The following is a 23,425-nucleotide window of genomic DNA, read 5'->3' on the forward strand; positions in this document are numbered from 1 at the left end:
GGCCATGAAGGCGCTCGACCGCAAGGTGCTGCGCGACCTGCGCCTGCTCTGGAGCCAGGCGCTCACGATCGCCCTGGTGGTCGCCAGCGGCATCGCCGGCTTCATCGCCTGCCTGTCGGCGGTCGATTCGCTGTCGCTGGCGCGCGAGCGCTTCTACGAGGCCGGCCATTTCGCCGACGTGTTCGCCAGCGCGCGCCGCGCGCCCGCCTCCGTGGCCGCCCGCCTGTCGGCCATCCCCGGCGTGGTCGACGTGCAGGCGACGGTGGAAGCGCCGGCGCGGGTGATGGTCCCGGGCAGCAACGACCCCGTGATCGGCCAGCTGATCGGCCTGTCGGCCCACGAGCCGCAGCGGCTCGATCGCGTCAGCCTGCGCAGCGGGCGCCTGCCCGAAACCGGCACGCGCACCGGCGGCGAGCTGGAAGCGGTGGTGTCCGAAGGCTTTGCCATGGCCCACAAGCTCGCGCCCGGGGCCTTCGTCACCGCGCTGGTGAACGGCAAGCTGCGGCGGCTGCGCATCACGGGGCTGGGGCTGTCGCCCGAATACATCTTCGCCGGCCTGTGGGGCATGCCGGACCTGCGCGCCTTCGGCGTGTTCTGGGTCGACGAGGACGAGCTCGCCGCGGCCATGGACATGCAGGGCGCCTTCAACCGCGTGGCCCTGAAGCTCTCGCCGCAGGCCTCGCAGCCCACCATCGTCGACACCGCCGGCCGCCTGCTCGCCCCGTACGGCGCCCTGCCCGCGCGCGGCCGCGACGACCAGGTCTCGCACGCCATGCTCAACGACGAGATCCGCAGCCAGCAGGTGCTGGGCACGGTGCTGCCCTCGATCTTCCTGGCCGTGGCGGCCTTCCTGCTGCACGTGGTGGCGGCCCGGCTGGTGGCCACCCAGCGCGAGCAGGTCGCGGCGCTCAAGGCGCTCGGCTATCCCAACCGCGCCATCGCGCTGCACTACCTGAAGCTGGTCGCGCCCATGGTCGGCGGCGGCTTCGTGCTCGGCATCCTGCTGGGCAAGTGGCTGGGCGTGCTGCTGATGGGGCTGTACGCCGAGTCGTTCCGCTTCCCGCGGCTGGACCACGTGGTCACCCCCGCGCTGGTCGCGATCAGCCTGGGCATCGTGGCCGTCACCGCGGTGGCCGGCACGCTCACCGCGATCGGCGCCACGGTGCGCCTGCAGCCGGCCGAGGCCATGCGCCCGCCGGCGCCGGGGCGCTACCGGCGCTCGCTGCTGGAGCGGCTGCCGCGCGTCCGGACCGCCCCCGCGCTGCGCATGATCCTGCGCAATGTCGAGCGCCGCCCGCTGCGCGCGGCCGTCACCGTGGGCGGCATCGCGTTCGCCGTGGCGATCGTCATCATGGGCAACTTCTTCCGCGATGCGATCGAGGTCATCGTGGATGCCACCTTCCAGCTCGGGATGCCCGGGGACATCGCCGTCTGGACGACCGAGCCCGTCAACGCCACGGAGGCGCGCGCGCTGGCGCGCATCCCCGGCGTGCTGCAGGTCGAGCCCGGGCGGCGCGTGGAGGTGCGCTTCGTGCACGGCCACCGCACCGAGACCGGCCTGGTGCAAGGGCGCGCGGCCGGCGCCCAGTTGCAGCGGGTGATCGACATCGACGGCCATGCGGTGCCGGTCACCGCCGACGGCCTGCTGATGGGCGAGCGCCTGGCCGAGAAGCTGGGGCTGCGCGTGGGCGACACCGTGACGGTGGAATTCCGCGATGGCCGCCGGCACGTGCGCGAGGTGCCCGTCGAGCGGACCGTGCGCGACATGATGGGCCTGAACGCCTACATGGAGCGCCGCGCCCTCAACCGGCTGCTCGGCGAGGGCGACGTCGCCTCCGAGTTCATGCTGGGCGTGGCGCGCGGCGCCACCCCGCGCGTGCTGGAGGCCACGCAGGCGATCCGCGCCGTGGCCGGGGCCTTCAGCAAGGCCAGCCTGCTGCGCAACATGGAGGAGATCACCGCGCGCAACATCCTGATCATGAGCAGCATCCTCACCGCCTTCGCCGCCGTCATCGCCGTGGGCGTGGTCTACAACAACGCCCGCATCGCGCTGGCCGAACGCGCCTGGGAGCTGGCCAGCCTGCGCGTGCTGGGCTTCACGCGGGCCGAGGTCTCGCTGCTGCTGCTGGGCGAGCTGGGGCTGGGCATCGCGATCGCCCTGCCGGTGGGCATGGTGCTCGGCTGGGGGCTCACGCACCTCATCGTGGACCTGATGCGCACCGACCAGTTCCTGTTCCCGGTGGTGATCCGGCCGCGCACCTATGCCTGGGCCGCGTTGTGCGTGCTGGCGGCGGGGTTCGGCAGCGCCATGGTGGTGCGCCGGCGCGTCGACCAGCTCGACATGGTCGCCGCCCTCAAGACCCGCGAGTGAGGCCCGGCATGAAACTCAACCGGACCGTCCTCGCCTGGGTGCTGGTGGCCGCCGCGACCGTCGCGGCGCTGGCCTGGGCCTTCGCGCCGCGGCCGCAGGCCGTCGAGGCGGCGCCCGTCGCGCAGGGCCGGTTCGAACAGTGGATCGAGGAGGACGGCCAGACCCGGCTGCGGGACAAGTACACGGTCTCGGCGCCGGTGGCCGCGCGGGTGGCGCGCAGCACCTTCCGCGAGGGCGACACCGTGGCCGCCGGCGACATCGTGGCGGTGCTCACGCCGGTGATGTCCTCCATCATCGACGAGCGCAGCGCCCGCGAGGCCGCCGCCCGCCTGCGCGCCGCCACCGCCGGCGTCGAGCGCGCGGGCGCGCGGGTCGCGCACGCGCGGGTGGACCTGCAGCAGCTGCGCATGGATCTGCAGCGCAACGAGCGGTTGGCGCGCGAAGGCTTCGTCTCCAAGGAGCGCGTGGAGAACGCCCGCTTGGCCGCCGCCGGCGCCGAGCGCGAGCTGCAGGCCGCGTCGGCGGAGCAGGACGTCGCCGTGCACGAGCGCGCCCAGGCCGCGGCGATGCTCGAGCCCGGCGTGCCGGGCGCGCCCGGCGGCAAGCCGGTGGCGGTGCGCTCGCCGGTCTCGGGCGTGGTGCTGCGCGTGCCGCTGCAAAGCGAGGCCACGGTCGCCCCCGGCACCGCGCTGCTGGACATCGGCGACCCGGCGCAGATGGAGGTGGTGGCCGAGCTGCTCACCACCGACGCCGTGCAGGCCACCCCCGGCACCCGCACGGTGATCGAGCGCTGGGGCGGGCCGCCGGTCGAGGGCCGGGTGCGGCGCGTGGAGCCGGCCGCCTTCACCAAGGTCTCGGCGCTGGGCATCGAGGAGCAGCGGGTCAAGGTGCTGATCGACCCGGTCAACCCGCCCGCGGCGTGGCGCGCGCTCGGCGATGGATTCCGGGTGACGGTGCGCGTGATCACCGCGTCCGCGCCCGATGCGCTGCAGGTGCCGGTGGGCGCGCTCTTCCCGCACGAGCGCGGGTCGGCCGTGTACCTGGTCGACGGCCGCAGGGCGCGCCTGCAGCCGGTGGAGGTGGGCGGGCGCAACGGGTCCACGGCCTGGGTGCGCCAGGGGCTCGAGGCCGGCCGGCAGGTGATCCTGTATCCGCCGGCGACCGTGCGCGACGGCAGCCGGGTGCAGGTCCGCACGCCCTGACGCGGCGAAGTAAAGTCGGGACACAGCTTCACCCTGATCCCACGCCCCGACATGCCTTCCTCCGCTCCGACGACGTCGACCTCCCGCTGGCAGTTCTGGATCGACCGCGGCGGCACCTTCACGGACATCGTCGCCAAGCGGCCCGACGGCACGCTGCTCACCCACAAGCTGCTCTCCGAGAACCCGGAGCATTACCGCGACGCCGCGGTGGCCGGCATCCGCCACCTGCTGGGGCTGGCGCCCGGCGAGCCGATCCGTCCCGAGCAGGTCGAGTGCGTGAAGATGGGCACCACCGTCGCCACCAACGCGCTGCTCGAGCGCAAGGGCGAGCCGACGCTGCTGGTCACGACCCGGGGCTTTCGCGACGCGCTGCGCATCGCCTACCAGAACCGCCCGCGCCTGTTCGACCGCCACATCGTCCTGCCCGAGCTGCTCTACAGCCGCGTGATCGAGGCGCGCGAGCGCATGGGCGCCCACGGCGAGGTGGTCGAGCCGCTGGACGAGGCGTCCCTGCGCGAGGCGCTCGCTGCCGCCCATGCGGACGGCCTGCGCAGCGTCGCCATCGTCTTCATGCACGGCTACCGCTACACGGCGCACGAGGAAGCCGCGGCGCGCCTGGCCCGCGAAGCGGGATTCACGCAGGTCAGCGCCTCGCACGCGACCAGCCCGATGATGAAGTTCGTCAGCCGCGGCGACACCACCGTGGTGGACGCGTACCTGTCGCCGATCCTGCGCCGCTACGTCGACCAGGTGGCCGCCGAGATGCCGGGCGTGCAGCTGTTCTTCATGCAGTCCTCGGGCGGCCTCACCGACGCCCATGCGTTCCATGGCAAGGACGCCATCCTGTCCGGCCCGGCGGGCGGCATCGTGGGCATGGCGCGCACCGCGCAGCTGGGCGGCCAGGCGCGCGTGATCGGCTTCGACATGGGCGGCACCTCCACCGACGTGTCGCACTTCGCCGGCGAATTCGAGCGCGAATTCGAGACCCAGGTGGCGGGCGTGCGCATGCGCGCGCCCATGATGAGCATCCACACCGTGGCGGCCGGGGGCGGCTCGATCCTCGAGTTCGACGGCTCGCGCTTTCGCGTCGGGCCGCAGAGCGCCGGCGCCAACCCCGGACCGGCCAGCTACCGCCGCGGCGGGCCGCTGGCGGTCACCGACGCCAACCTGATGGTGGGCAAGATCCAGCCGCGCCACTTCCCCAGCGTGTTCGGCCCGCATGCGAACGAGCCGCTCAGCCACGAGGCGGCGGCGGCGAAGTTCGACGCCATCGCCGCCAGGACCGGCCGCAGCCGCGAGGACGTGGCCGAGGGCTTCATCAACATCGCCGTGCAGCAGATGGCCAATGCCATCAAGAAGATCTCGGTCGCGCGCGGCTACGACGTCACGCGCTACACCCTGCAGTGCTTCGGCGGCGCCGGCGGCCAGCATGCCTGCCTGGTCGCCGACGCGCTGGGCATGACGCGCGTGTTCGTGCACCCGCTGGCCGGCGTGCTCTCGGCCTACGGCATGGGGCTGGCCGACCAGAACGTCATCCGCGAGCAGGCCGTCGAACTGCCGCTGGCGGACGAGACCCTGCCCCAGGTGGCCGGCAGCCTCGCTGCGCTGGCCGAGGCTGCCACCTCGGAACTCGCCCGCCACCACGCCAACCCCGGCCGGCCGCACGTCGCGCGGCGCGTCCACGTGCGCTACGAGGGCAGCGACTCGGCGCTCGTCGTGCCGTTCGGCGACTTGCAGCAGGTGCGGCAGGCGTTCGAGGCGGCCTACCGGCGCCGCTTCTCCTTCCTGATGCAGGGCAAGCGGTTGATGGTGGAGGCGGTGTCGGTCGAGGCCGTGCTGCCGGGCGACGCGCCGGCGGAGCAGCGCCACGCCGTGCACCCGCCGCGCGAGGTGCCGCGGCGCGAGACCGTGCGCATGTATTCGAACGGCGCGTGGCACGACGCCGCGCTGGTGGTGCGCGAGGACCTGCGCCCCGGCGACACCATCGCCGGGCCGGCGATCATCGCGGAGAAGAACGCCACCACCGTCGTCGAGCCGGGCTGGGCCGCCGAGCTGACGGCGCTGGACCACCTGGTGCTGGACCGCCGCCAGCCGCGCGCGGTGCAGTACGCCGCCGGCACGCACGTCGACCCGGTGCTGCTGGAGGTGTTCAACAACCTGTTCATGAACATCGCCGAGCAGATGGGCCTGCAGCTGCAGAACACCGCCTACTCGGTCAACATCAAGGAGCGGCTGGACTTCTCCTGCGCGCTGTTCGACGCCGAGGGCAACCTGATCGCCAACGCGCCGCACATGCCGGTGCACCTGGGCTCGATGGGCGAGAGCATCAAGACCGTGATCCGCGAGAACGCCGGCCGCATGGCGCCGGGCGACGTTTACGTGCTGAATGACCCGTACCACGGCGGCACGCACCTGCCCGACGTGACCGTGATCACGCCGGTCTACCTGGCCGACACCGACGCGCAGCCCACCTTCTATGTCGGCTCGCGCGGGCACCACGCCGACATCGGCGGCATCACGCCCGGCTCGATGCCGCCCTTCTCGACCCGCATCGAGGAGGAAGGCGTGCAGCTGGACAACGTCAAGCTGGTCGACCGCGGCGTGCTGCAGGAGGCGCAGATCCTGACGCTGCTGCGCGGCGGGGCCCACCCCAGCCGCAACCCGGAGCAGAACCTGGCCGACCTGAAGGCACAGATCGCCGCCAACGAAAAGGGCGTGCAGGAGCTGCGCCACATGGTGGGCCAGTTCGGCCTGGACGTCGTGCAGGCCTACATGCGCCACGTGCAGGACAACGCCGAGGAATCGGTGCGGCGCGTCATCACGCGGCTGAAGGACGGCGAGTTCACGCTGCCGCTGGACAACGGCGCGCAGATCCGCGTGGCCATCCGCGTCGACGCCGCCAGCCGCAGCGCCGAGATCGACTTCACCGGCACCTCGCCGCAGCAGCCCAACAACTTCAACGCGCCCACGGCGGTGTGCATGGCGGCGGTGCTGTACGTGTTCCGCACGCTGGTGGACGACGACATCCCGCTCAACGCCGGCTGCCTCAAGCCGCTGAAGGTCGTCATCCCGCCCGGCTCCATGCTCAACCCGAATCCGCCCGCCTCGGTGGTGGCCGGCAACGTGGAGACGTCCACCTGCATCACCAACGCGCTGTTCGGCGCGCTGGGCGTGATGGCGGCGAGCCAGTGCACGATGAACAACTTCACCTTCGGCAACGCGCGCCACCAGTACTACGAGACGATCTCCGGCGGCTCGGGCGCGGGCGGCCTGTACGACGGCCAGGGGCGCCTGTGCGGCGGCTTCGACGGCACCAGCGTCGTGCAGACCCACATGACCAACTCGCGCCTGACCGACCCCGAGGTGCTCGAGTTCCGTTTTCCCGTGCGGCTGGACAGCTACGAGATCCGCGCCGGCTCCGGCGGCCACGGCCGCTGGAGCGGCGGCAACGGCGGCGTCCGGCGCGTGCGCTTCCTGGAGCCCATGACGGCCAGCATCCTGTCCAACGGCCGCAAGCACGGCGCCTTCGGCATGGCCGGCGGCGAGCCCGGCCAGGTCGGCCTCAACCGCGTCGTGCGAGCGGACGGCCGCACCGAGGCGCTGGAGCACATCGGATCGGCCGAGATGCAGCCGGGCGACGTGTTCGAGATCCACACCCCCGGCGGCGGCGGCTTCGGCACGCCTTGAGACCGGCAGAGACAGGGCGTTCACACGGGACCGGTAGACTTGTCCGGATGCGTTCCGCACTTTCCCCGATGACCCGTCCCTCCCTGCTCGCCGCCGCGCTGGCCGCGCTGCTGGCGTGTTCCGCCGCGCAGGCGCAGCTGAAGGCGCCGCGCAGCAGCGCCAGCCACCCCGCCTCCTCCGCGGGCACCGGCTCCAAGGGCCTCACGCCCCCGGCCAAGGCGGCCGCCAGCGCCGCTCCCGCCGCGTCGGCGGCCTCCGAACCCGGCGCCGTCGATCCCGAGATCGCCGAGAAGGAGCGCGCCGCCGCCACGGCCGCCGCCGGCTGGCTGACGCTGCTGGACCGGCGCGACTGGGGCACCGCCTGGGAGACCACCGCGTCCATGTTCCGCGGCGCCGTGCCGCTGGACCGCTGGATGGACGGCGTTCCCAAGGTGCGCAACGATCTCGGCGCGCTGGTCGAGCGCACGCCGTCCAACAGCGCCTACAAGACCCAGCTGGAAGGCCGGCCGGCCGGCGACTACGTCACCGTGGTGTTCGTCAGCAAGTTCGAGAAGCGCGAGGTCGAGGAAGTCGTCACCACCGTGCGCGAGCCCGACGGCCGCTGGCGGGTGACGGGCTACGGCACGCGCTGACGCGCCGCCGGCTCAGCGCCGCGCCAGGTCGGCGCGCCGCCCGCCGGTGATGCGCTCGGCGTCGGCATGCTGCTCGCGCAGCGTCGGCACCTGGCGCTCGATCCAGGCCTTGAGCACGGGGTCGCCCACCGTCTGCGCCGCGCGCTGGTACTGCTCGGCGTCGTCGCGCTGCTGGCGCACGGCGACCAGGTCCATGTAGGCGCGGTCGAATTTGGGCCCCGACAGCCGGGCCAGGCGGTTGAGCGCCTTGCGCTGGACCGTGTCCATCAGCGGCGGCGCCATCTCGCGCCCATGCAGCAGGTGCAGCAGGTCGGGCTCGACGGACCGGTGGTACTGCAGCAGCTCGGCCGCGTACTCGCGCACCGCCGCACTGTGGCCGCGCGTCACCGCGAGGCGGCTCGCCTCGCTCTCGACCCGGTTGTTCAGGGATGCCGCGCGCAGGAAGCTGCGCGCGAGCCGTTCCTCGGTGGGCAGGCGGGCGGCGCTGGCCGCGGCTTCGGCCGCGTAGCCGGTGCCCGCGCGGCGCGCCGGTGCGGCCGCTGGTTTCTGCGCTGGCGGCCTGGCCGGTTCGGGCGGCGGATTCGTCTTCGGATCCTCCGCCATGCCCGCCCGGGCGACCCGCGCGAGCAGCAGCGCGCCTGCCGCCATTCCCACCACCGACCACACCAGCCGCCTGGACACCACCTTCGACTACTCCTGCACGACATCGCGCCGCGGCTCCATTGTTGGGCCAGCCGCTGACACGCAGATGTCGGCGCACGCGGACGTGCAGGTAGGACGGCACGCCGCGGCAGAAGTTCACGCCCGCGGCGCGGGCGGCGCCGGCCCTCAGCTGCCGGTCTTGTTGGCGCCGTTGCCGCCGCCCGTGCGCGTGCTCGCGCCGGCGGGCGTGCCGGCGCCCGCGCCCATCTTCGACGCGTCGGTGTGGCCGCCGGCCTTGATCTTCTCGGCCTGCGCCAGGTGCTCCTTGAGCGCCGGCAGCGTCTTGGTCACCCAGGCCTTGAGCTCGGGGTCCTTCACGTCCTTGCCGGCCTTCTCGAACTCCTTGATGTCCTTCTTGTGGTCCTTGATGGCGATCTCGATGAATTCCTTGTCGAACTTGTCGCCGCTCTTCTTGCCCAGCTCCTCGACCTCGCGCCGCATCGCGCGCGGCGGGGCCGCCGGGAGTTCGACGCCCTTGGCATTGGCCAGTTGCGTCAGTTCGTCGTTGCTCTTGGTGTGCTGGTCGACCAGCATGCCGGCGAAGCTCTTGACGTCGGGGCTCGACGCCCGCGTGCTGGCCAGCTGCCCGGCCTGCACCTCGAACATGCCGCCGCCCGCGGCCTGCTCGATGAACTTGCGGTCGCCCCGCGCGACCTTGTCGTCCTTCTTCGACTCGGTGTTGCGCGTGCCGGCGCCGGCCTGCGCCGCCGGGGCGGTGCGTTCGCCCGCGGCCGGGGCGCCCGAGGGCGCCGCCGCGCCGGAGGTCTGGGCGAGCGCGCCGCCCAGCGAGAAGGCCATCGCAGCTGCGATGGCGGAAAGTTTCAGTGTCGATGCCATGCCAATGTGCTCCTGGAGGTGATGAAGACAAGAACAAGACGGCGCCCGCAGGCGCCGCCGGGAACGACGCGCCACGGCTATTTGCGGCCGGCGGAACCCGAGGTGCTCGTGCTGCCGCTGCCGGTGGTGCCGCTGCCGCTGGTGGTGGCGCCGCCTGGGCTGGACGAGCCGGCCTGCGAGCCCGTGCCACCCACCGTGCCGCCGGTCGAGCCCATGCCGCCGGCGCCGCGCTGGTCGCCGGTGGAACTTCCACTGGCCGAGCCCTGCTGCGGATGGCGGGACTCGCTGCCGGTCGCGCCACCGGTCGGTCCGAAGTTGCCGCCCGTGCTGGTCTCGGGCACGCCGGTGTTCTGGCCCTGGCCGCCGCTGCGGCTGGCGCGCCAGCTGTTGAACTCGTCGGAGAACTTCTTGTACCGGTCCTGGCGCCAGGTCTGGTAGTCGTTGTCCAGGTTGCGGATCTGCTCCTCGCGCCACTGGTGGTAGTCGGGATCGTGGTGGCCCTGCTGGCCGTACTGCCCTTGCTGGCCCTGGTCCTGCATGCCGCGGTGGCCATAGCCCTGCTCGTACGACTGGCCGTACTGGCCACCCTGCGGCCCTTGGCCGGGGGCGCCGTGCTGCTGCCCGTAGCCCGGCTGGCCCCAGCCGCCCTGCCCCTGCAGGCCCTGGCCGGCCATGGACTCGCGGCCGCCCCACTGGCCCTGCCGGCCCGGCTGGCCACCCCAGGCGCCGCCCTGGCTGCCGTAACCTTGGCCGCCGTAGCCTTGGCTGCCATAGCCGCCTTGGCCGTAGCCCGGGCCGGTGCCGCCCTGACCCATGCCGCCGTACGGCTGGCCCTGCTCGTGCCCGCGCCAGCCTTCCTCGTGGCCCTGCCGGCCCCAGCCGCCCTGGTGGTGCTGCGCGCCACCCCAGCCGCGCGATCCGCCGGGGCCCCCGCCATAGCCGCCCTGGCCGCCATGACCCTGGCCACCGAAACTCTGTCCGGCATAGCCTGGGCCGCCATAGCCCTGCCCGCCGTAGCCTTCGCTGCCGTAGCCGCCTTGTCCGCCCTGGCCGCCATAGCCCGACTGGCCATAGCCGCCGCGGCCCCAGTTCGCCTGGCTGCCGAATTCACCGCCGGAGGAACCGAACTCGGCGCCACCCCGGCCGTACCCCTGCTGGCCGCCCGCAGGCTCGCCGCGGCCGTGGCCATGCTGCTCGCCGCCGTACCCGCCGTACCCCCCCGACTGCGGCGACCCCATGTCGCCCCAGCCGCGCGACGGCTCACCGGCGCTGCCGTGCGAGCCCGGCGAGCCGCCCTGCAGCGCCTGCCCGCCGCGTCCCTGCTCCTGGGGCGATCGGCCTTGCGATCCTTGCTGCCGGTCGCGGTCTCCCCAGTCCTGCTGCCGGTCGCGGTCTTCCCAATCACGTGATGCCATGTCGGTGCTCCTGTCCTTGTTGCGAGGCGGCGCGAGACGACGCGGCCACCACGCCCACCAAGGTAGGACGAGGCACGGCAGGGAGGTGTCGGACGGGGGACCGACTGCTGTAGGAATGGCCGGGCTACGCGAGGCGCGGCGGGGCGCGCCTCGTCAGTGCGTCCGCACGAGCTGGCCGACCACGGCGACGACCGCGATGCCGACGGCCAGCCACAGCACCTGGGCCACCGTTTCGCGCGCGCCCAGCCGCTTCTGCAGTTGCGGGATCAGGTCGGCCAGCGCGACATAGATGAAGCTGCTGCCGGCGATGACGAGCAGGAAGGGCAGCAGGCCATCGAGGCGGCCGACGAGCCACCAGCCGACCAGGCCGCCCAGCGGCGTCACCGCGCCGGCCAGCGACACCTTGGCCACCGCCGCCGGCCGGCTGCTGGTGGCCTGCCGCAGCACGGCGAGGTCGCCGATGTGGTGCGGCACCTCGTGCGCGAGCACCGCCACCGCGGCCACCAGGCCGAGGCGCAGGTCGGCGACGAAGGCCGACGCGATGAGCACGCCGTCGCCGAAGCAGTGCACGCTGTCGCCCATCAGCACGGCCCAGCCGCCGGACCGCGCCATCTCGGGGTCGGCGTGGCCGTGCCGCGCATGTGCGTGGCCCTCGTGGGCGTGGTGGTGCGGATGCTCGCCATGGTGGTGTTCGTGGCCGTGGTGCCAGAGCTCGGCCTTGTCCAGCAGGAAGAAGAACACGACGCTCACCAGCAGCGTGGCGAACAGCGGCTTGGCCGCGCCGCCGTGCTCGAACGCCTCGGGCAGCAGGTGCATGAACGCGGTGGCGAGCAGCGCGCCGGCGGCCAGGCTGAGCAGGTGCTGGGCGCCGGGCCGGCGCTCGTCGACGCCGCCGGGGCCGGGCATGCCCAGCCCCATCAGGCCGGCGGCGATCCACACGCTGCCGATACCGGCCGCCAGGGTCGCCACGAGGATCGCGATCAATGTCATCGGGTGGCGGCGCCGCGCGGTGCGGACCGCGCGCGCCTCTCGTTGCAAACACACGAAAGCCGCCCGGCGGCGGCTTTCTCCAACATGGGGACGGCCCGCGACCGGCGGGCCCCTCGCCTCAGGCGGCGCCGTGGGCCTTGAACCACTCCAGCGCGCGCTTCCATCCGTCTTCCGCCGCGCCCTTGGTGTAGCTGGAACGGTAGTCCGCATGGAAGCCATGCGGCGCGGCGGGATAGACGACGAACTGCGAGGCCTTGGCGGCGGGCGACCCGCCGGCCAGGGCAGCCTTCATCTTATCAACCGTGTCCAGCGGGATGCCCTGGTCGGCCGCGCCGTACAACCCGAGCACCGGCGCGCGCAGGCCCCCGGCCAGGTCCACGGGGTGCTTGGGCGTGAGCTCGCTCGGGCTGCCCACCAGGCGTCCGTACCAGGCGACGCCCGCCTTCACCGGCCCGTGCGCGGCATAGAGCCACACGATGCGCCCGCCCCAGCAGAAGCCCGTGATCGCGGCGCGCGCGACGTCGCCGCCGTTGGCGCCGGCCCACTTCAAGGCCCCGTCGAGGTCGGCCATCACCTGCGCGTCGGGCACCTTGGAGACGACCTGCGACATCAGGCTGCCGACGTCGGCGTACTGCCCCGGATCGCCCTGGCGCGCATACAGCTCCGGCGCGATCGCCAGGTAGCCGGCACGCGCGAAGCGCCGGGTGACGTCCGCGATGTACTCGTGCACGCCGAAGATCTCCTGCACCACCAGCACCACCGGCAGCCCCGTGCGGCCCGCTGGCGCCGCGCGGTAGGCCGGCACCTTGAAGCCGTCGACCTCGTACGTGATCTCGCCCACGGTCAGGCCGTCCGACGGGGTGCGTATCGCCGTCTGGGCCATCACCGACCCGGCCGCGGCCGCGTAGCCGGCGCCGAGCGCCTTCAGCGCGGTGCGACGGCTGGGGCCGGCCGCCCCGGTGGCGCCGGGCAGCAGGGCATCGAAATCGTTCTTCAGGTCGTCACGCAGCATGCTTGGTTCTCCTTGTGGCTGGGCATGGGACAGGCGCGACTCTAGCGAAGACCTTACAGTCCTGCCCGTCCACCACCCATTCCCGATCAAGGAGAACCCATGCCCACGTTGCGCGTCGAACTGATGGAAGGCCGCACCCCCGAACAGAAGAAGGCGCTCGTGCAGGCGCTCACGCAGGCCGTGGTCGACACGCTGGGCAGCAAGCCCGAGTCGGTCGACATCCTGCTGTACGACATCAAGCGCAACGACTGGGCCACCGGCGGCGTGCTCTGGTCCGAGCGCCAGTGACCGGCTGGCCGGCCGCGCGGCCGGCGCCCGCCTACTGGTTCAGGCGGTGCTTGGTCGCGTAGGCGTAGAGGTCCACGCGGTTGGACAGCCCCAGCTTGCCGTAGATGGAGCTGAGGTGGTTGCGCAGCGTGTGCTCGCTGATGCACAGGCGCCGCGCGATCACCTTGCCCGGCGCCGACGCGTCGCTCGCCACGGCGGCGATGGTCTGCCGCTCGCGCGCCGTGAGCGTGGCCATCTTCACCCGTTCCGGATCGTTGGCGCGCGCCGAGTTCTGCCGCGCCAGTTCCATGAAGATGCGCCCGGCCGCGCCGCGGTCGATCCACAGCTCGCCGCCGTGCACCTTCTCGATGGCCTTGAGCAGGGCCGCCGGCGGATCGCTCTTGCGCACGATGCCGCGGATGCCGGCGACGACGGCCTGGTCCAGCATCGCCACGTCCTGCGACGAGGTGAGCCCGACGATCGCCGCGTGCGTCCAGGACTTCAGCTCGGCGATCGCCTCGGCGCCATAGCCGCCGTCGAGATCGACGGCCACCACGTCGGCGGCCGTGCGCTGCAGCAGCGCCTGCACCTCCGCCAGCGTGCCGACGGTGCCCGTCAGCTCGAAGCGAGGATGCCCCGACTGCAGCAACCGTTCGAGGCCCCAGGCAAGCATTGCCGGGGCGACCACCACCACCTGGATCGCATTGTTGTTGTCCATGGCCGATGCGGAAGTGAATGAAGTGGGACCAATCCTACGGACCTGCCTCGGGCGTGGTAGCACATTTGCATTTGCTTGCAGTCGTAGCCGAACTACGCAGGCATGGCTGTGCTCGATCGACCATGACAACCGCCCTGCCGGGACGGCAGCCGCGCATGACGTTTCCGGCCTCTGGAAGTGAGGAAGCAACCATGCGGCGGGAGCATCCGTGACCGAGAATGAGCCAATGCCTCCCGACCGGCGCCTGAGCCCGCGCGAACGCCTCGAACTGCCCATCAGCCTGGCTGACGGCAGCCCGGCCGTGATGCGCAACCTGAGCGCCGATGGGCTGTACTTCACCATGGCGCCCGGCTCGAGCGTGGACCAGTGGGTCTTCCTCGAATTCGCGGTGCCTTCCGCCGGCCTGAAGTTCACCGCGGCCGGCGAGGTGCTGCGCATCGACCGCGGCACGCAGTCCGACGGCGTGGCGCTGCGCCTGCACGCGCCCAGCCTGTCCCCCCTGGCCTGATTCCGGTTCCCCGCTAGCGCGGACGCCGCGAGGCGGCTGCCCGCGCGCGCCGCGCTTGCGCGCGCCATCGGCCGAAAGGATGTGCACTAGCCGGCCCCGGACGCATGTACCACGAAGATCGGGACGAAGGGGGCATGTGCGCGCACCGGGGGGTGCCTAGATTTGGCTGACGCAATCAAAGCCGAGCCATGTCCGAAGCCCAAGCCCTTGCCGACCTGCTCACGATGCTGGTGCTGGATCCCCGCACCGGTGTCCTGCTGGCCTTGCTGCTGGTGGCGGCGGTCATCGACGTGCGCACGCTGCGCATCCCCAACTGGCTCACCGCCGGCGGCATCGTGGCGGGCCTGGCGCTCAGCGCCGCCGCCGGGCCGACGGTGTTCCGGGGCCTCGGGCAAGGCGCGGCCGGGTTCCTGGTCGGCCTGGTGCTGCTGCTGCCGCTGTGGGTCACGCGGGTGCTCGGCGCCGGCGACGTCAAGCTGATGGCGATGGTCGGCGCCTTCCTCGGCCCCTGGGCGACGCTGCAGGCCCTGCTCTACGTCGTCGTCACCGGCGGCATCGCCGCCGTGCTGTTCGCCGCCTGGCGAGGCTCCCTCGGCAGGCTGCTGCAGAACGTCTATTTCATCGTTGCGGTGGTGCGCCAGCCGGCAGGCGGCGCCTTGCGCAACGAGCCGTCGGCGGGACCGGATTCGGTCGGCAAGCTTCCCTACGGCATCAGCATCTGCCTCGGCACCGCCGCGTACCTCGTGACGCGGCAGCTGGGCTTCGCCTGAGTTTCAGTCGTCAACCTGCGTGAAGGAGAGCCCATGAGAAACGTCAAAGCCCTGTCCCTGCTGGTGCTGGCCATCGTGTTCGGCCTCGGGGCGGCCGTCTATGCGGCGCGCTGGGTGGCGCAGCGCGGCAACTTCTCGTCGAAGGTCGCCGTCGCCGCGGTCGACATCGAACTGGGCACCAAGCTCAACCCGCAGATGGTGACGATGGTCGACTGGCCCCAGGGCTCGGTGCCGCCGGGCGCCTTCACCGACCTCAAGGACCTGCAGGACCGCGTGGTCAAGACCAGCGTGCTGCGCGGCGACGCGATCGTCGAACGCAAGCTGGCCCCCGCCGGCACCCGCGGCGGGCTCTCGGCGGTCATCGCCGAAGGCAAGCGGGCCATGACGGTGCGCGTCAACGACGTCGTGGGCGTGGCGGGCTTCGCGCTGCCGGGCAACTACGTCGACGTCATGGTGAACATGCAGCAGGAGCAGAACACCCGCCAGGACCCGATCAGCCGCACGGTGCTCGAACACGTGCTGGTGCTCGCCGTCGCCCAGGAGGCCAGCCGCGACGACCTCAAGCCCAAGGTCGTGAGCGCGGTGACCCTGGAGCTGAGCCCCGCCGATGCCGAGAAGCTCGATCTCGCCCGCAGCGTCGGCACGCTGTCCCTGGTGCTGCGCAACCAGCTGGACGGCGAGAAGCTGGCCACCCAGGGCGTCACGCGCGCCCAGCTGCTCGGCCTGAAGGAGGTCGTTGCCAAGGCGCCGGCCGCGCGTGTCGTCCACGTGCAGGCGGCCCCGCCCGCGCCCCGCGACTGCGTCGAGGTGATCCGCAACGCATCGAGCGCCAAACACTGCTTCTGATCCGACGGCCTGTCCGTCAAAACAAGAAACCACCAGGGAGATTCCAACATGCACTACGCGCCGCCGGCCCTGCTTGCCGCCACGCTCGCCGCCGCCTTCGTCCCCGCCCAGGCACAGGCGCCGACCGGACATTCCGGTCCGGGCAACCTGCTCAGCGGGCGAATCGCAACCGGGCTCGTCATCGACGCGCGAAGCGAGGAAGCCATCCTGGTCGCCGCTGCCCCGGCCGCGGCCCGGCCTGAGGTCATGTCGGACGCGGCTCCCCTTCCCCCGGAGCGGCCGCAGCGGCAAGAGCGGCCGGTCGCCGCCATCGTGGCGCAGGCAGAGCCCGCCCCCGTCACCGTGGCGCAGGCGGAGCCTGCAGCGACCCCCGCGTCCCGCCCTGCCGCACGTCCGGCGCCCGCGCGCGCTCCGCGGGCCAGTGCACGGACCACGGCGGCGGCCGACAACCGCTCGGGCCTGGTGCGGCCCTGCTCCGAGGTCACCGTGGATCCGCCCACCACGCTGATGCTGGGCAAGTCGCAGGTCGTGCGGCTGCCGTTCCCGGTGGCGCGCGTGATCGTCGGCGGGCTCGCCGGCAGCCGCGCCGGCCGTCCTGCGCAGGCGCCCGAGCCCGGAACCGGTCCTGCGCCGACCGCGGCCAGCCAGCAGCAACGCGCGCTGGCCCCGAATCTCGGTGAAGGGTCCGACGGCGTCGCGGAAACGGACGTCACCCTGCTCAGCCCGACCGAACTGTTCTTTCTCGGCCGTCGCACCGGGTCGATGAACGTGGTGCTGCAGGCCAACGATGGCCGTTGCCTGGTCAAGGACGTGGTCGTCACGATCGACCCAGGAACCTTGCAAGCCAAGCTGGCCGAACTGATGCCCGAGGAGACGGGCGTCAAGGTCCGTGGCGCCGACAACGCCATCGTGCTCACGGGTGCGGTGAGCGATACCGTCAAGCTGGATCACGTGCTGAGCCTGGCGGGCTCCTACGGCGACGGCAAGAAAGTGGTCAACATGCTGCGCGTCACGGCGCCGCAGCAGGTGATGCTGGAGGTGAAGATCGCGGAAGTCAGCAAGACGCTGCTCGATCGCTTCGGGCTGGATTTCTCGCGCGTCGTCACGTCCAGCAACGGGCTGCGCACCTCGATCATCTCCGGGATCATCGGTGGCGCGCCGGGGATCCTGGGGCACCTGGGCCCCAACCTCAACGGGGGCCAGCTCCAGGGCGCAGCCAGCGCCGGCGTGGCCTCCGACACAGCGCTCACGGGCGCAGCCCTTCCTGCCGGCAACCGGACCCTGGGTTCGACGGGTGTGGGCCTCGACATGCAAAAGCGCGACGGCATCATCCGCGTGCTGGCCGAGCCCAACATCATGGCCATCAGCGGCCAGCAGGCCAGCTTCCTGTCCGGCGGCAGGATCTTCATTCCGGTGGCGCAGACCGGCAATCTCGGCGCCACCACCATCACGCTCGAGGAGAAGGAATTCGGCGTGGGCCTGAAGTTCACGCCCACGGTGCTCGACGGGCGCATTAACCTGAAGATCGTGACCGAGGCGTCGGAGCTGTCGCAGACCGGCACACCCTTCACGACGGTTGGCGGCGTCACCGCGGTCCTGCCGTCCCTATCGACCCGCCGGGTCGACACCACGGTGCAGCTCGGTGACGGCCAGAGCTTCGCTGTCGCCGGCCTGATCAAGAACAACATCACCGAGGCGCTCAACAAGTTCCCCGGGCTGGGCGAAACGCCGGTTGTGGGCGCCCTGTTCCGCTCCACCGAGTTCCAGCAAGACCAGACGGAACTGCTGTTCGTCGTCACACCGCGCCTGGTCAAGCCGATGACCGCGCCGATCGTGCTGCCCACCGACAACCACGTCACGCCCAGCCGCTCAGACGTCATCTTGAACGGCAGCGGCGAAGGCTCGGCCCCGGCGCCCACTCCGGCGGCCCCCGCCCCCGCCCCGCAGCCGGCCCTGCCCGCCGGCCCCACCGCGCCGGCCACCACGGCCCCGGTGCGCCCCTGAACGACCTGAGGAGAACCTCCATGACCCGCTTGCTGCTCGTCCTCATGACCGCCTTCCTGGCTTCATGCGCCTCGTCGACGACGCCCAACTACGACGCCCGGTTCGGCGACGCCGTCCGCCAGGCCCGCCAAGCGCAGACGCTCCACCCGCAACCGGCCAGCACCGAGGCCGTCGTCGGCATCGAAGGCAAGGCCGCCAAGGAAGCCAGCGACCGCTATCACAACAGCTTCAAGGCGCCGCCCCCCGTGGTGAACGTCATCAACATCGGTGGCCAAGTCGGCTCCGGGCGCTGAACCCGCCATGCGAGCCAGTGCATCGCGGTCGCGACCGCACCAGGACAAACGAAAGGAGGCGGCCCCATGAAGTAGCTCATGACCCTTTCTTCACCAAGCACTCCTTTCCATCATTTCTTTAACCCCTTTTCTTTCTCGAGGTCAACCATGAACAAGCTCATGAACCAGGTCACCGCTTTCGCCAAGGACGAAGAAGGCGCGCAAGTGATCGAGTACGCCCTGATCATCGCCGTCGTGTCGATCACGCTCGTCGTGGCGCTGCGCGACCTGACGGGCAGCAACTTCAGCGACTTCATCACCCGCGTCGGCACCTGCCTGACGGACGGAGCAGCCTGCGCCTGATTCGGCACCACGGGGGGCCGGTTCTCCGGCCTCCCCCACGGAACGGACAAGCGACATGACTCGCCTAGCCAATCACCGCCAGCAGCGCGGGGCCGTCATCATCACGATGTGCCTGATGCTGTTGTTCCTGCTTGGCTTCATGGGGTTCGCCCTCGACTTCGGGCGGCTCTTCATCGTCAAGACGGAATTGCAGACGGCCATGGACAGCTGCGCCCTCTCGGCGGCTCAGGAACTGGACGGCCTCGCCAACGCCGTGGCGCGCGCGCGCAGCGCTGGAATGACCGCGGCTAACCTCAATCGCGTCAACCTGCAGTCAGCCAGCTGGGATGGCAAGGAAAAGGTCACCGACGCCGAAGTCAGCTTTTTCAACAGCAGCTTCACACCGACGACCAGCGACGCCGCTGCCACGTACGCCGAGTGCGCCCATGTGCAGCCCGACGTGCGCCTGTGGCTGATGCGGGCGATGGCCGCCTTCTCCGGCGCGACGGACGTCTTCCCCGCCACGCAGGACGTAGGAGCCCGAGCCGTTGCGAAGCGAGGCAGTTCGCAGACCGCCTGCCCGATCCCCGTGGCCGTCAAGGCAGGGGCCGGCGCGGCCCCGATGTACGGCTTCCGGCCGGGCCAATGGGTGGTCGTCTGGGGCGACAGGACGCCCGGAACCGGCGAGTTCGGTTGGTACAACCTCGACGGCAGCACGAACGCCAGGTCGACCCGGGACCAACTCGAAGGCGGCGTGTGCAACACGCGCATCGGTGACCAACTCGGCACCCCGGGTGCCAAGACCGCGGTGGACGAAGCCTGGAACTACCGCTTCGGCATCTACAGGAACAATGTCGACCACAGCGTTCACCGGCCGGACTATTCCGGTTACGCGTACCGCCCCAGGAACCTGAGTGGGAACTGGACCAATTCCCAGACCCTCACCCTTGCTGACGGCAGCACCACGGTCTATTGGGGCGCGTGGTCGGGAACGCCCAACGCGCCCCTCTCGGACCCGACGGCGCAGAACTTCGTCACCAAGCGCGCGAGCTACGCCTCATTCGATGACACGGGCACAAACCTGCGGGATGGCAGCCGCATCGTCTTCGGCAACCAGAACCAGCTGAACAGCTTCCGCACTCTGGCCACGCCGGGCGCGACTGGCGAGCACGCGCAGTACGGCTCCCCGGACCGACGCATAGCAACCGTGCCCGTGCTCGACGGCGCCAATCGCGTCATCGACTACCTCTGCGTCTTCCTGCTCCACCCGATGAGCGGGCCGCAGGACGATGTCCGCATCGAGATCGTGGGCTCGGCCGGCGCGCCCTCTAGTCCCTGCACAACATCGGGCTTGCCGGGGGGAGCGGCCGGACCCCTCGTCCCCGTCCTGGTCCGGTGAGGAGCACACCATGCGCAAATCGGCTCAACGCGGGGTGGCGCTGGTGGAGTTCGCGCTCATCCTGCCATTCCTGCTAATCCTGACCTTCACCACCACGGAATTCGGGCGCGCCTTGTACGAGTACCAGAACGTGGCCAAGTCCGTGCGAGTGGCCGCCCGGTATCTGTCGACGCAGAACCCGAACACGCACCAGACCGAGGCAGCCAACCTGATCGTCTACGGATACATCCAGCCACCCGCCGGAGCCACACCGCTGGCAAGGAACCTGGGCACCGCCAACGTGATGCCGCCTACCTGGTCGCAACAGGGCACCGCTCCACTGATCAAGACGGTGACGGTCGGTGTCACCGGCTACCAATTCCGTTCCATCTTCACCACCGCCTTCGGCGTGTCGTTCGGGACCATCACGTTCTCGGACATCACGGCCACCATGAGGAGCCACCTGTGAAGCGAAGCCAGCTAGGCGCCACCGCCATCGAGTTCGCGCTGGTGCTCGTCACCTTCCTCGCAGTGATGCTCGCCATCCTCGACTTCTCGCGCATGCTGTTCAGCTGGAGCTCGGCCAACGAGGCCGCGCGGGCCGGCGCGCGCTACGCCGCGGTGTGTGACAGCACCGCCGACGCAACGGCGGTTCTGTCCCGGATGCAGGCCCTCGTTCCGCAGATCACGACTGCCGACATCGCATGGGATCCAGCCGGCTGCAGCCCGACCAGCTGCATCGGCGTGCGCGTGGAAATCACGGGCATGAACTACAACTTCATCTCCCCGATCGCCGGGCTCGCGCGAGTCGGTGCGATCCCCATGCCGACGTTCGCCACCTACCTCACGCGTGAAGACATGCGCCAGGACGCCCACAGCGCGACGAACTGCCCGTGACAAGGACCCCCATGAAAATCGCAGTCATCTCCCCCAACGCCCGCCACCTGCAGGACATTCGCGCGGTGGCGGAGGGCCGCGGCCACCACGCGCTGGTCTTCGAGGGCGGCAAGAGCCGCATGCGCGAAGTGGCCGACCGCGAGCATCCCGACCTGATGCTCGTGGACGGCATCTGCTGCGACCTGACGGAGCTTTCGCAGGTCGAAGACGTCACCACGCACCACCCCTCGACCACGGTGGTGCTGCTGTGCTCGACGCACACGCCCGAATTCCTGATCAACTCGATGCGCGCCGGCGTGCGCGAAGTGCTGCCCTCCCCGGCGCCTCGCGATGCGCTGGAAGCCGCCATTGATCGGGTGGATGCCAAGCTGACCAAGGCGCAGGGCCCCAAGCAGGGCAAGGTCCTGGCGTTCATGCCGTGCAAGGGCGGCAGCGGCGCGACGTTCCTGGCCACCAACCTTGGCTGGCAGCTGGCGGAGCGCGGCAGCGTCCTGCTCGTCGATCTGAACCTGCAGTTCGGCGACGCGCTGGGCTTCGTGCACGACGGCAGCGCGCCCTCGACCATCGCCAACGTGGCCCGCGACATCGCCCGGCTGGATGCGAGCCTGCTGGCCGCCAGCACCGTGAAGGTGACCCCGACCTTCAGCGTCCTGGCGGCGCCGGACGACATGGCCCAGGCCATCGAGGTCAAGCCCGAGCACGTGGACGCGATCCTCGAAGTCGCCGCGGCGCAGTACGACTTCATCATCGTCGATGTCGCCCGCAACCTGGACACCATCGCCATCCGCGCTTTCGACCGGGCCTGGCGCATCTTCGGCGTGATGCAGTCAGCGCTGCCCGACCTGCGCAACGCCAGCCGCACGCTCGACGCCTTCCGCGCGCTGGGCTACCCCAGCGACAAGACCGAAATGATCGTCAACCGGTTCGAGAAATCGGCGGAGATCGGTGTCGAGGAGATCCAGCGCGCGCTCGGCGCGGTCAAGCTGCGTACGGTTCCCAACGCCTACAAGGAGGTCAGTGCGTCCATCAACCATGGCGACCCCGTCGCCAGGAGTTCCCGCTCGAGCGCGATCGCCCGCACGCTGGCCGATTTCGCCCAGGCACTCAGCCCGCGCCAGGAGGAGTCGCGCGGGCTCCTCGACCGCCTCTTCCGGAGAGCCTGACATGTCGCCCATCCTGCCCATCACCACCACGTCGGGCGCCGGCTCGATGCTCTCGCTGCGCGCCAAGCTCAATGGAGGCATCCCGTTGCCGGAACCGGTGATGCCTTCGGCCACCGGACCCGCGGCCGACTCGTACAAGGCGATCAAGGGCCGCATCCACCTGAAGCTGCTGGACAAGTTCGACCTCGCCGCGCTGGAGACGCTGTCGCCCGAGGCGCTGCGCCAGGAAATCGCCGCCATGGTCGAGCGGCTGCTGGCGGAGGAGCAGGCCGTCATCAACGACGCCGAGCGCGGCACGCTGATCCGCGACATCCAGCACGAGATGCTCGGCTTCGGCCCGCTGGAACTGCTCATGGCCGACCCGAGCGTCTCGGACATCCTGGTCAACTCCTACCAGCAGATCTATGTGGAACGGCGCGGCCGGCTGGAGCTGACCAACGTCACGTTCACGGACGAGAAGCACCTGCTGCGCATCATCGACAAGATCGTCTCGCTGGTCGGCCGGCGCATCGACGAATCGAGCCCCATGGTGGATGCGCGTCTGCCCGACGGCTCGCGGGTGAACGCTGTCGTGCCGCCGGTGGCGATCGACGGGCCGATGATGTCGATCCGCCGCTTCGCGCGCACCCCGCTGCGGATGGAGAACCTGATCGGCGACACGCTCAAGACCATGACGCCGGACATGGCGCTGATGCTCGAGGGGCTGATCAGGTCCAAGGTGAACATGCTGATCTCCGGCGGCACCGGCGCCGGCAAGACGACGCTGCTGAACATCCTGTCGGGCTACATCCCCGAAAACGAGCGCGTGGTGACGATCGAGGACGCTGCCGAGCTGCAGATGCAGCAGCCGCACGTGGTCCGGATGGAGACCCGCCCGCCGAACATCGAGGGCAAGGGCGAGGTGACGCAGCGCGCGCTGGTGCGCAACGCCCTGCGCATGCGCCCGGACCGCATCATCATCGGCGAGGTCCGCGGCGCCGAGGCCTTCGACATGCTGCAGGCCATGAACACGGGCCACGAGGGCTCGCTCACCACGATCCACGCGAACACCCCTCGCGACGCCATCGCCCGCCTGGAAAACATGATCGGCATGGCCAACCTGAACCTGCCGCACAAGGCGGCGCGCCAGCAGATCGCGTCGGCCATCACGGTCGTCGTGCAGGTGCTGCGACTGATCGACGGCCGGCGCAAGGTGACCAGCATCCAGGAGATCACCGGCATGGAGGGCGAAGTGGTCACCATGCAGGAGATCTTCACCTACCGCCAGACCGGCATCGGCAAGGACGGCCTGGTGGAAGGGTTCTTCCAGGCCACCGGCGTGCGCCCCAAGTTCGCGGAGCGGCTGCGGGCTTTCGGGATCACGCTGCCCGACGGCATGTTCGACCCGCTGCGCCACCTGCAGTGAAGGAGCT

At 71.0% G+C, this 23,425-nt stretch carries 22 protein-coding genes; 16 read left to right on the forward strand and 6 right to left on the reverse strand.

Annotated elements, in window-relative coordinates; genetic code table 11:
• The first annotated feature begins 4 nt into the window (after positions 1 to 4).
• The 4 genes from AC3ANR_RS14600 (at position 5) to AC3ANR_RS14615 (ending at position 7,892) form a co-directional block, all read left to right on the forward strand.
• A complete protein-coding gene (locus AC3ANR_RS14600) occupies positions 5 to 2,371 on the forward strand; it encodes an FtsX-like permease family protein (RefSeq protein WP_488288827.1) in 2,367 nt (788 codons plus the stop codon).
• A gap of 8 nt (positions 2,372 to 2,379) precedes the next feature.
• Complete coding sequence (locus tag AC3ANR_RS14605; RefSeq protein WP_488288828.1) at positions 2,380 to 3,573, forward strand: efflux RND transporter periplasmic adaptor subunit; 1,194 nt, start codon at positions 2,380 to 2,382, stop codon at positions 3,571 to 3,573.
• A 51-nt stretch (positions 3,574 to 3,624) separates the two neighbouring features.
• Positions 3,625 to 7,260 carry a hydantoinase B/oxoprolinase family protein gene (locus AC3ANR_RS14610; RefSeq protein ID WP_488288829.1) on the forward strand — a complete coding sequence of 1,212 codons (3,636 nt, stop codon included), beginning with the start codon at positions 3,625 to 3,627 and terminating at the stop codon, positions 7,258 to 7,260.
• A 68-nt stretch (positions 7,261 to 7,328) separates the two neighbouring features.
• Entirely contained in the window at positions 7,329 to 7,892 is a 564-nt protein-coding gene (locus AC3ANR_RS14615) for a DUF4019 domain-containing protein (RefSeq protein ID WP_488288830.1), read from the forward strand.
• 12 nt (positions 7,893 to 7,904) lie between these two features.
• Here AC3ANR_RS14615 and AC3ANR_RS14620 read toward each other — a convergent pair whose 3' ends face one another.
• The 5 genes from AC3ANR_RS14620 to AC3ANR_RS14640 form a co-directional block, all read right to left on the reverse strand.
• On the reverse strand, positions 7,905 to 8,573 hold the full coding sequence (locus AC3ANR_RS14620) for a DUF4142 domain-containing protein (RefSeq protein WP_488288831.1): 669 nt from the start codon (positions 8,571 to 8,573) through the stop codon (positions 7,905 to 7,907).
• 147 nt (positions 8,574 to 8,720) lie between these two features.
• The gene (locus AC3ANR_RS14625) at positions 8,721 to 9,431 is read right to left on the reverse strand and encodes a DUF4142 domain-containing protein (RefSeq protein ID WP_488288832.1); all 711 of its coding nucleotides are present in this window, start codon (positions 9,429 to 9,431) and stop codon (positions 8,721 to 8,723) included.
• Positions 9,432 to 9,508: 77 nt separating this feature from the next.
• Complete coding sequence (locus AC3ANR_RS14630; RefSeq protein WP_488288833.1) at positions 9,509 to 10,846, reverse strand: hypothetical protein; 1,338 nt, start codon at positions 10,844 to 10,846, stop codon at positions 9,509 to 9,511.
• A 153-nt stretch (positions 10,847 to 10,999) separates the two neighbouring features.
• Positions 11,000 to 11,836, reverse strand: a complete 837-nt coding sequence (locus AC3ANR_RS14635) for a ZIP family metal transporter (RefSeq protein ID WP_488288834.1) — start codon at positions 11,834 to 11,836, stop codon at positions 11,000 to 11,002.
• Positions 11,837 to 11,954: 118 nt separating this feature from the next.
• Complete coding sequence (locus tag AC3ANR_RS14640) at positions 11,955 to 12,848, reverse strand: dienelactone hydrolase family protein (RefSeq protein ID WP_488288835.1); 894 nt, start codon at positions 12,846 to 12,848, stop codon at positions 11,955 to 11,957.
• Positions 12,849 to 12,947: 99 nt separating this feature from the next.
• Here AC3ANR_RS14640 and AC3ANR_RS14645 point away from each other — a divergent pair, with 99 nt between their 5' ends.
• A complete protein-coding gene (locus AC3ANR_RS14645) occupies positions 12,948 to 13,136 on the forward strand; it encodes a 4-oxalocrotonate tautomerase (protein ID WP_488288836.1) in 189 nt (62 codons plus the stop codon).
• Between the two features lie 31 nt (positions 13,137 to 13,167).
• On the opposite strand, the gene AC3ANR_RS14650 is transcribed toward AC3ANR_RS14645, so the two are convergent.
• Entirely contained in the window at positions 13,168 to 13,833 is a 666-nt protein-coding gene (locus tag AC3ANR_RS14650; protein ID WP_488288837.1) for a LuxR C-terminal-related transcriptional regulator, read from the reverse strand.
• Between the two features lie 226 nt (positions 13,834 to 14,059).
• Between AC3ANR_RS14650 and AC3ANR_RS14655 the strand changes: the two genes are divergently transcribed.
• The 11 genes from AC3ANR_RS14655 (at position 14,060) to AC3ANR_RS14705 (ending at position 23,418) form a co-directional block, all read left to right on the forward strand.
• Positions 14,060 to 14,341 carry a PilZ domain-containing protein gene (locus tag AC3ANR_RS14655; protein ID WP_488288838.1) on the forward strand — a complete coding sequence of 94 codons (282 nt, stop codon included), beginning with the start codon at positions 14,060 to 14,062 and terminating at the stop codon, positions 14,339 to 14,341.
• A gap of 188 nt (positions 14,342 to 14,529) precedes the next feature.
• Entirely contained in the window at positions 14,530 to 15,111 is a 582-nt protein-coding gene (locus AC3ANR_RS14660) for an A24 family peptidase (RefSeq protein WP_488288839.1), read from the forward strand.
• Between the two features lie 33 nt (positions 15,112 to 15,144).
• Positions 15,145 to 15,957 (forward strand): Flp pilus assembly protein CpaB, encoded by an 813-nt coding sequence (cpaB, locus tag AC3ANR_RS14665; protein WP_488288840.1) that lies wholly within the window; start codon positions 15,145 to 15,147, stop codon positions 15,955 to 15,957.
• A 48-nt stretch (positions 15,958 to 16,005) separates the two neighbouring features.
• Positions 16,006 to 17,961 (forward strand): type II and III secretion system protein family protein, encoded by a 1,956-nt coding sequence (locus AC3ANR_RS14670; protein WP_488288841.1) that lies wholly within the window; start codon positions 16,006 to 16,008, stop codon positions 17,959 to 17,961.
• Positions 17,962 to 17,981: 20 nt separating this feature from the next.
• Entirely contained in the window at positions 17,982 to 18,254 is a 273-nt protein-coding gene (locus tag AC3ANR_RS14675) for a hypothetical protein (RefSeq protein WP_488288842.1), read from the forward strand.
• A 147-nt stretch (positions 18,255 to 18,401) separates the two neighbouring features.
• Positions 18,402 to 18,596: a Flp family type IVb pilin gene (locus AC3ANR_RS14680; RefSeq protein WP_488288843.1), complete on the forward strand. Its 195-nt coding sequence runs from the start codon at positions 18,402 to 18,404 to the stop codon at positions 18,594 to 18,596.
• A 55-nt stretch (positions 18,597 to 18,651) separates the two neighbouring features.
• Complete coding sequence (locus tag AC3ANR_RS14685; protein ID WP_488288844.1) at positions 18,652 to 19,974, forward strand: pilus assembly protein TadG-related protein; 1,323 nt, start codon at positions 18,652 to 18,654, stop codon at positions 19,972 to 19,974.
• Between the two features lie 10 nt (positions 19,975 to 19,984).
• On the forward strand, positions 19,985 to 20,422 hold the full coding sequence (locus AC3ANR_RS14690; RefSeq protein WP_488288845.1) for a TadE/TadG family type IV pilus assembly protein: 438 nt from the start codon (positions 19,985 to 19,987) through the stop codon (positions 20,420 to 20,422).
• Positions 20,419 to 20,850, forward strand: a complete 432-nt coding sequence (locus tag AC3ANR_RS14695; protein ID WP_488288846.1) for a TadE/TadG family type IV pilus assembly protein — start codon at positions 20,419 to 20,421, stop codon at positions 20,848 to 20,850. The genes AC3ANR_RS14690 and AC3ANR_RS14695 overlap by 4 nt, the downstream gene beginning before the upstream one ends.
• Positions 20,851 to 20,861: 11 nt before the next feature.
• Positions 20,862 to 22,013: a CpaE/TadZ family protein gene (locus tag AC3ANR_RS14700; protein ID WP_488288847.1), complete on the forward strand. Its 1,152-nt coding sequence runs from the start codon at positions 20,862 to 20,864 to the stop codon at positions 22,011 to 22,013.
• A 100-nt stretch (positions 22,014 to 22,113) separates the two neighbouring features.
• Entirely contained in the window at positions 22,114 to 23,418 is a 1,305-nt protein-coding gene (locus AC3ANR_RS14705) for a TadA family conjugal transfer-associated ATPase (protein WP_488291822.1), read from the forward strand.
• The last annotated feature ends 7 nt before the right edge of the window (positions 23,419 to 23,425 follow it).

Source organism: Ramlibacter sp. JJN2-2R (genome assembly GCF_057747835.1).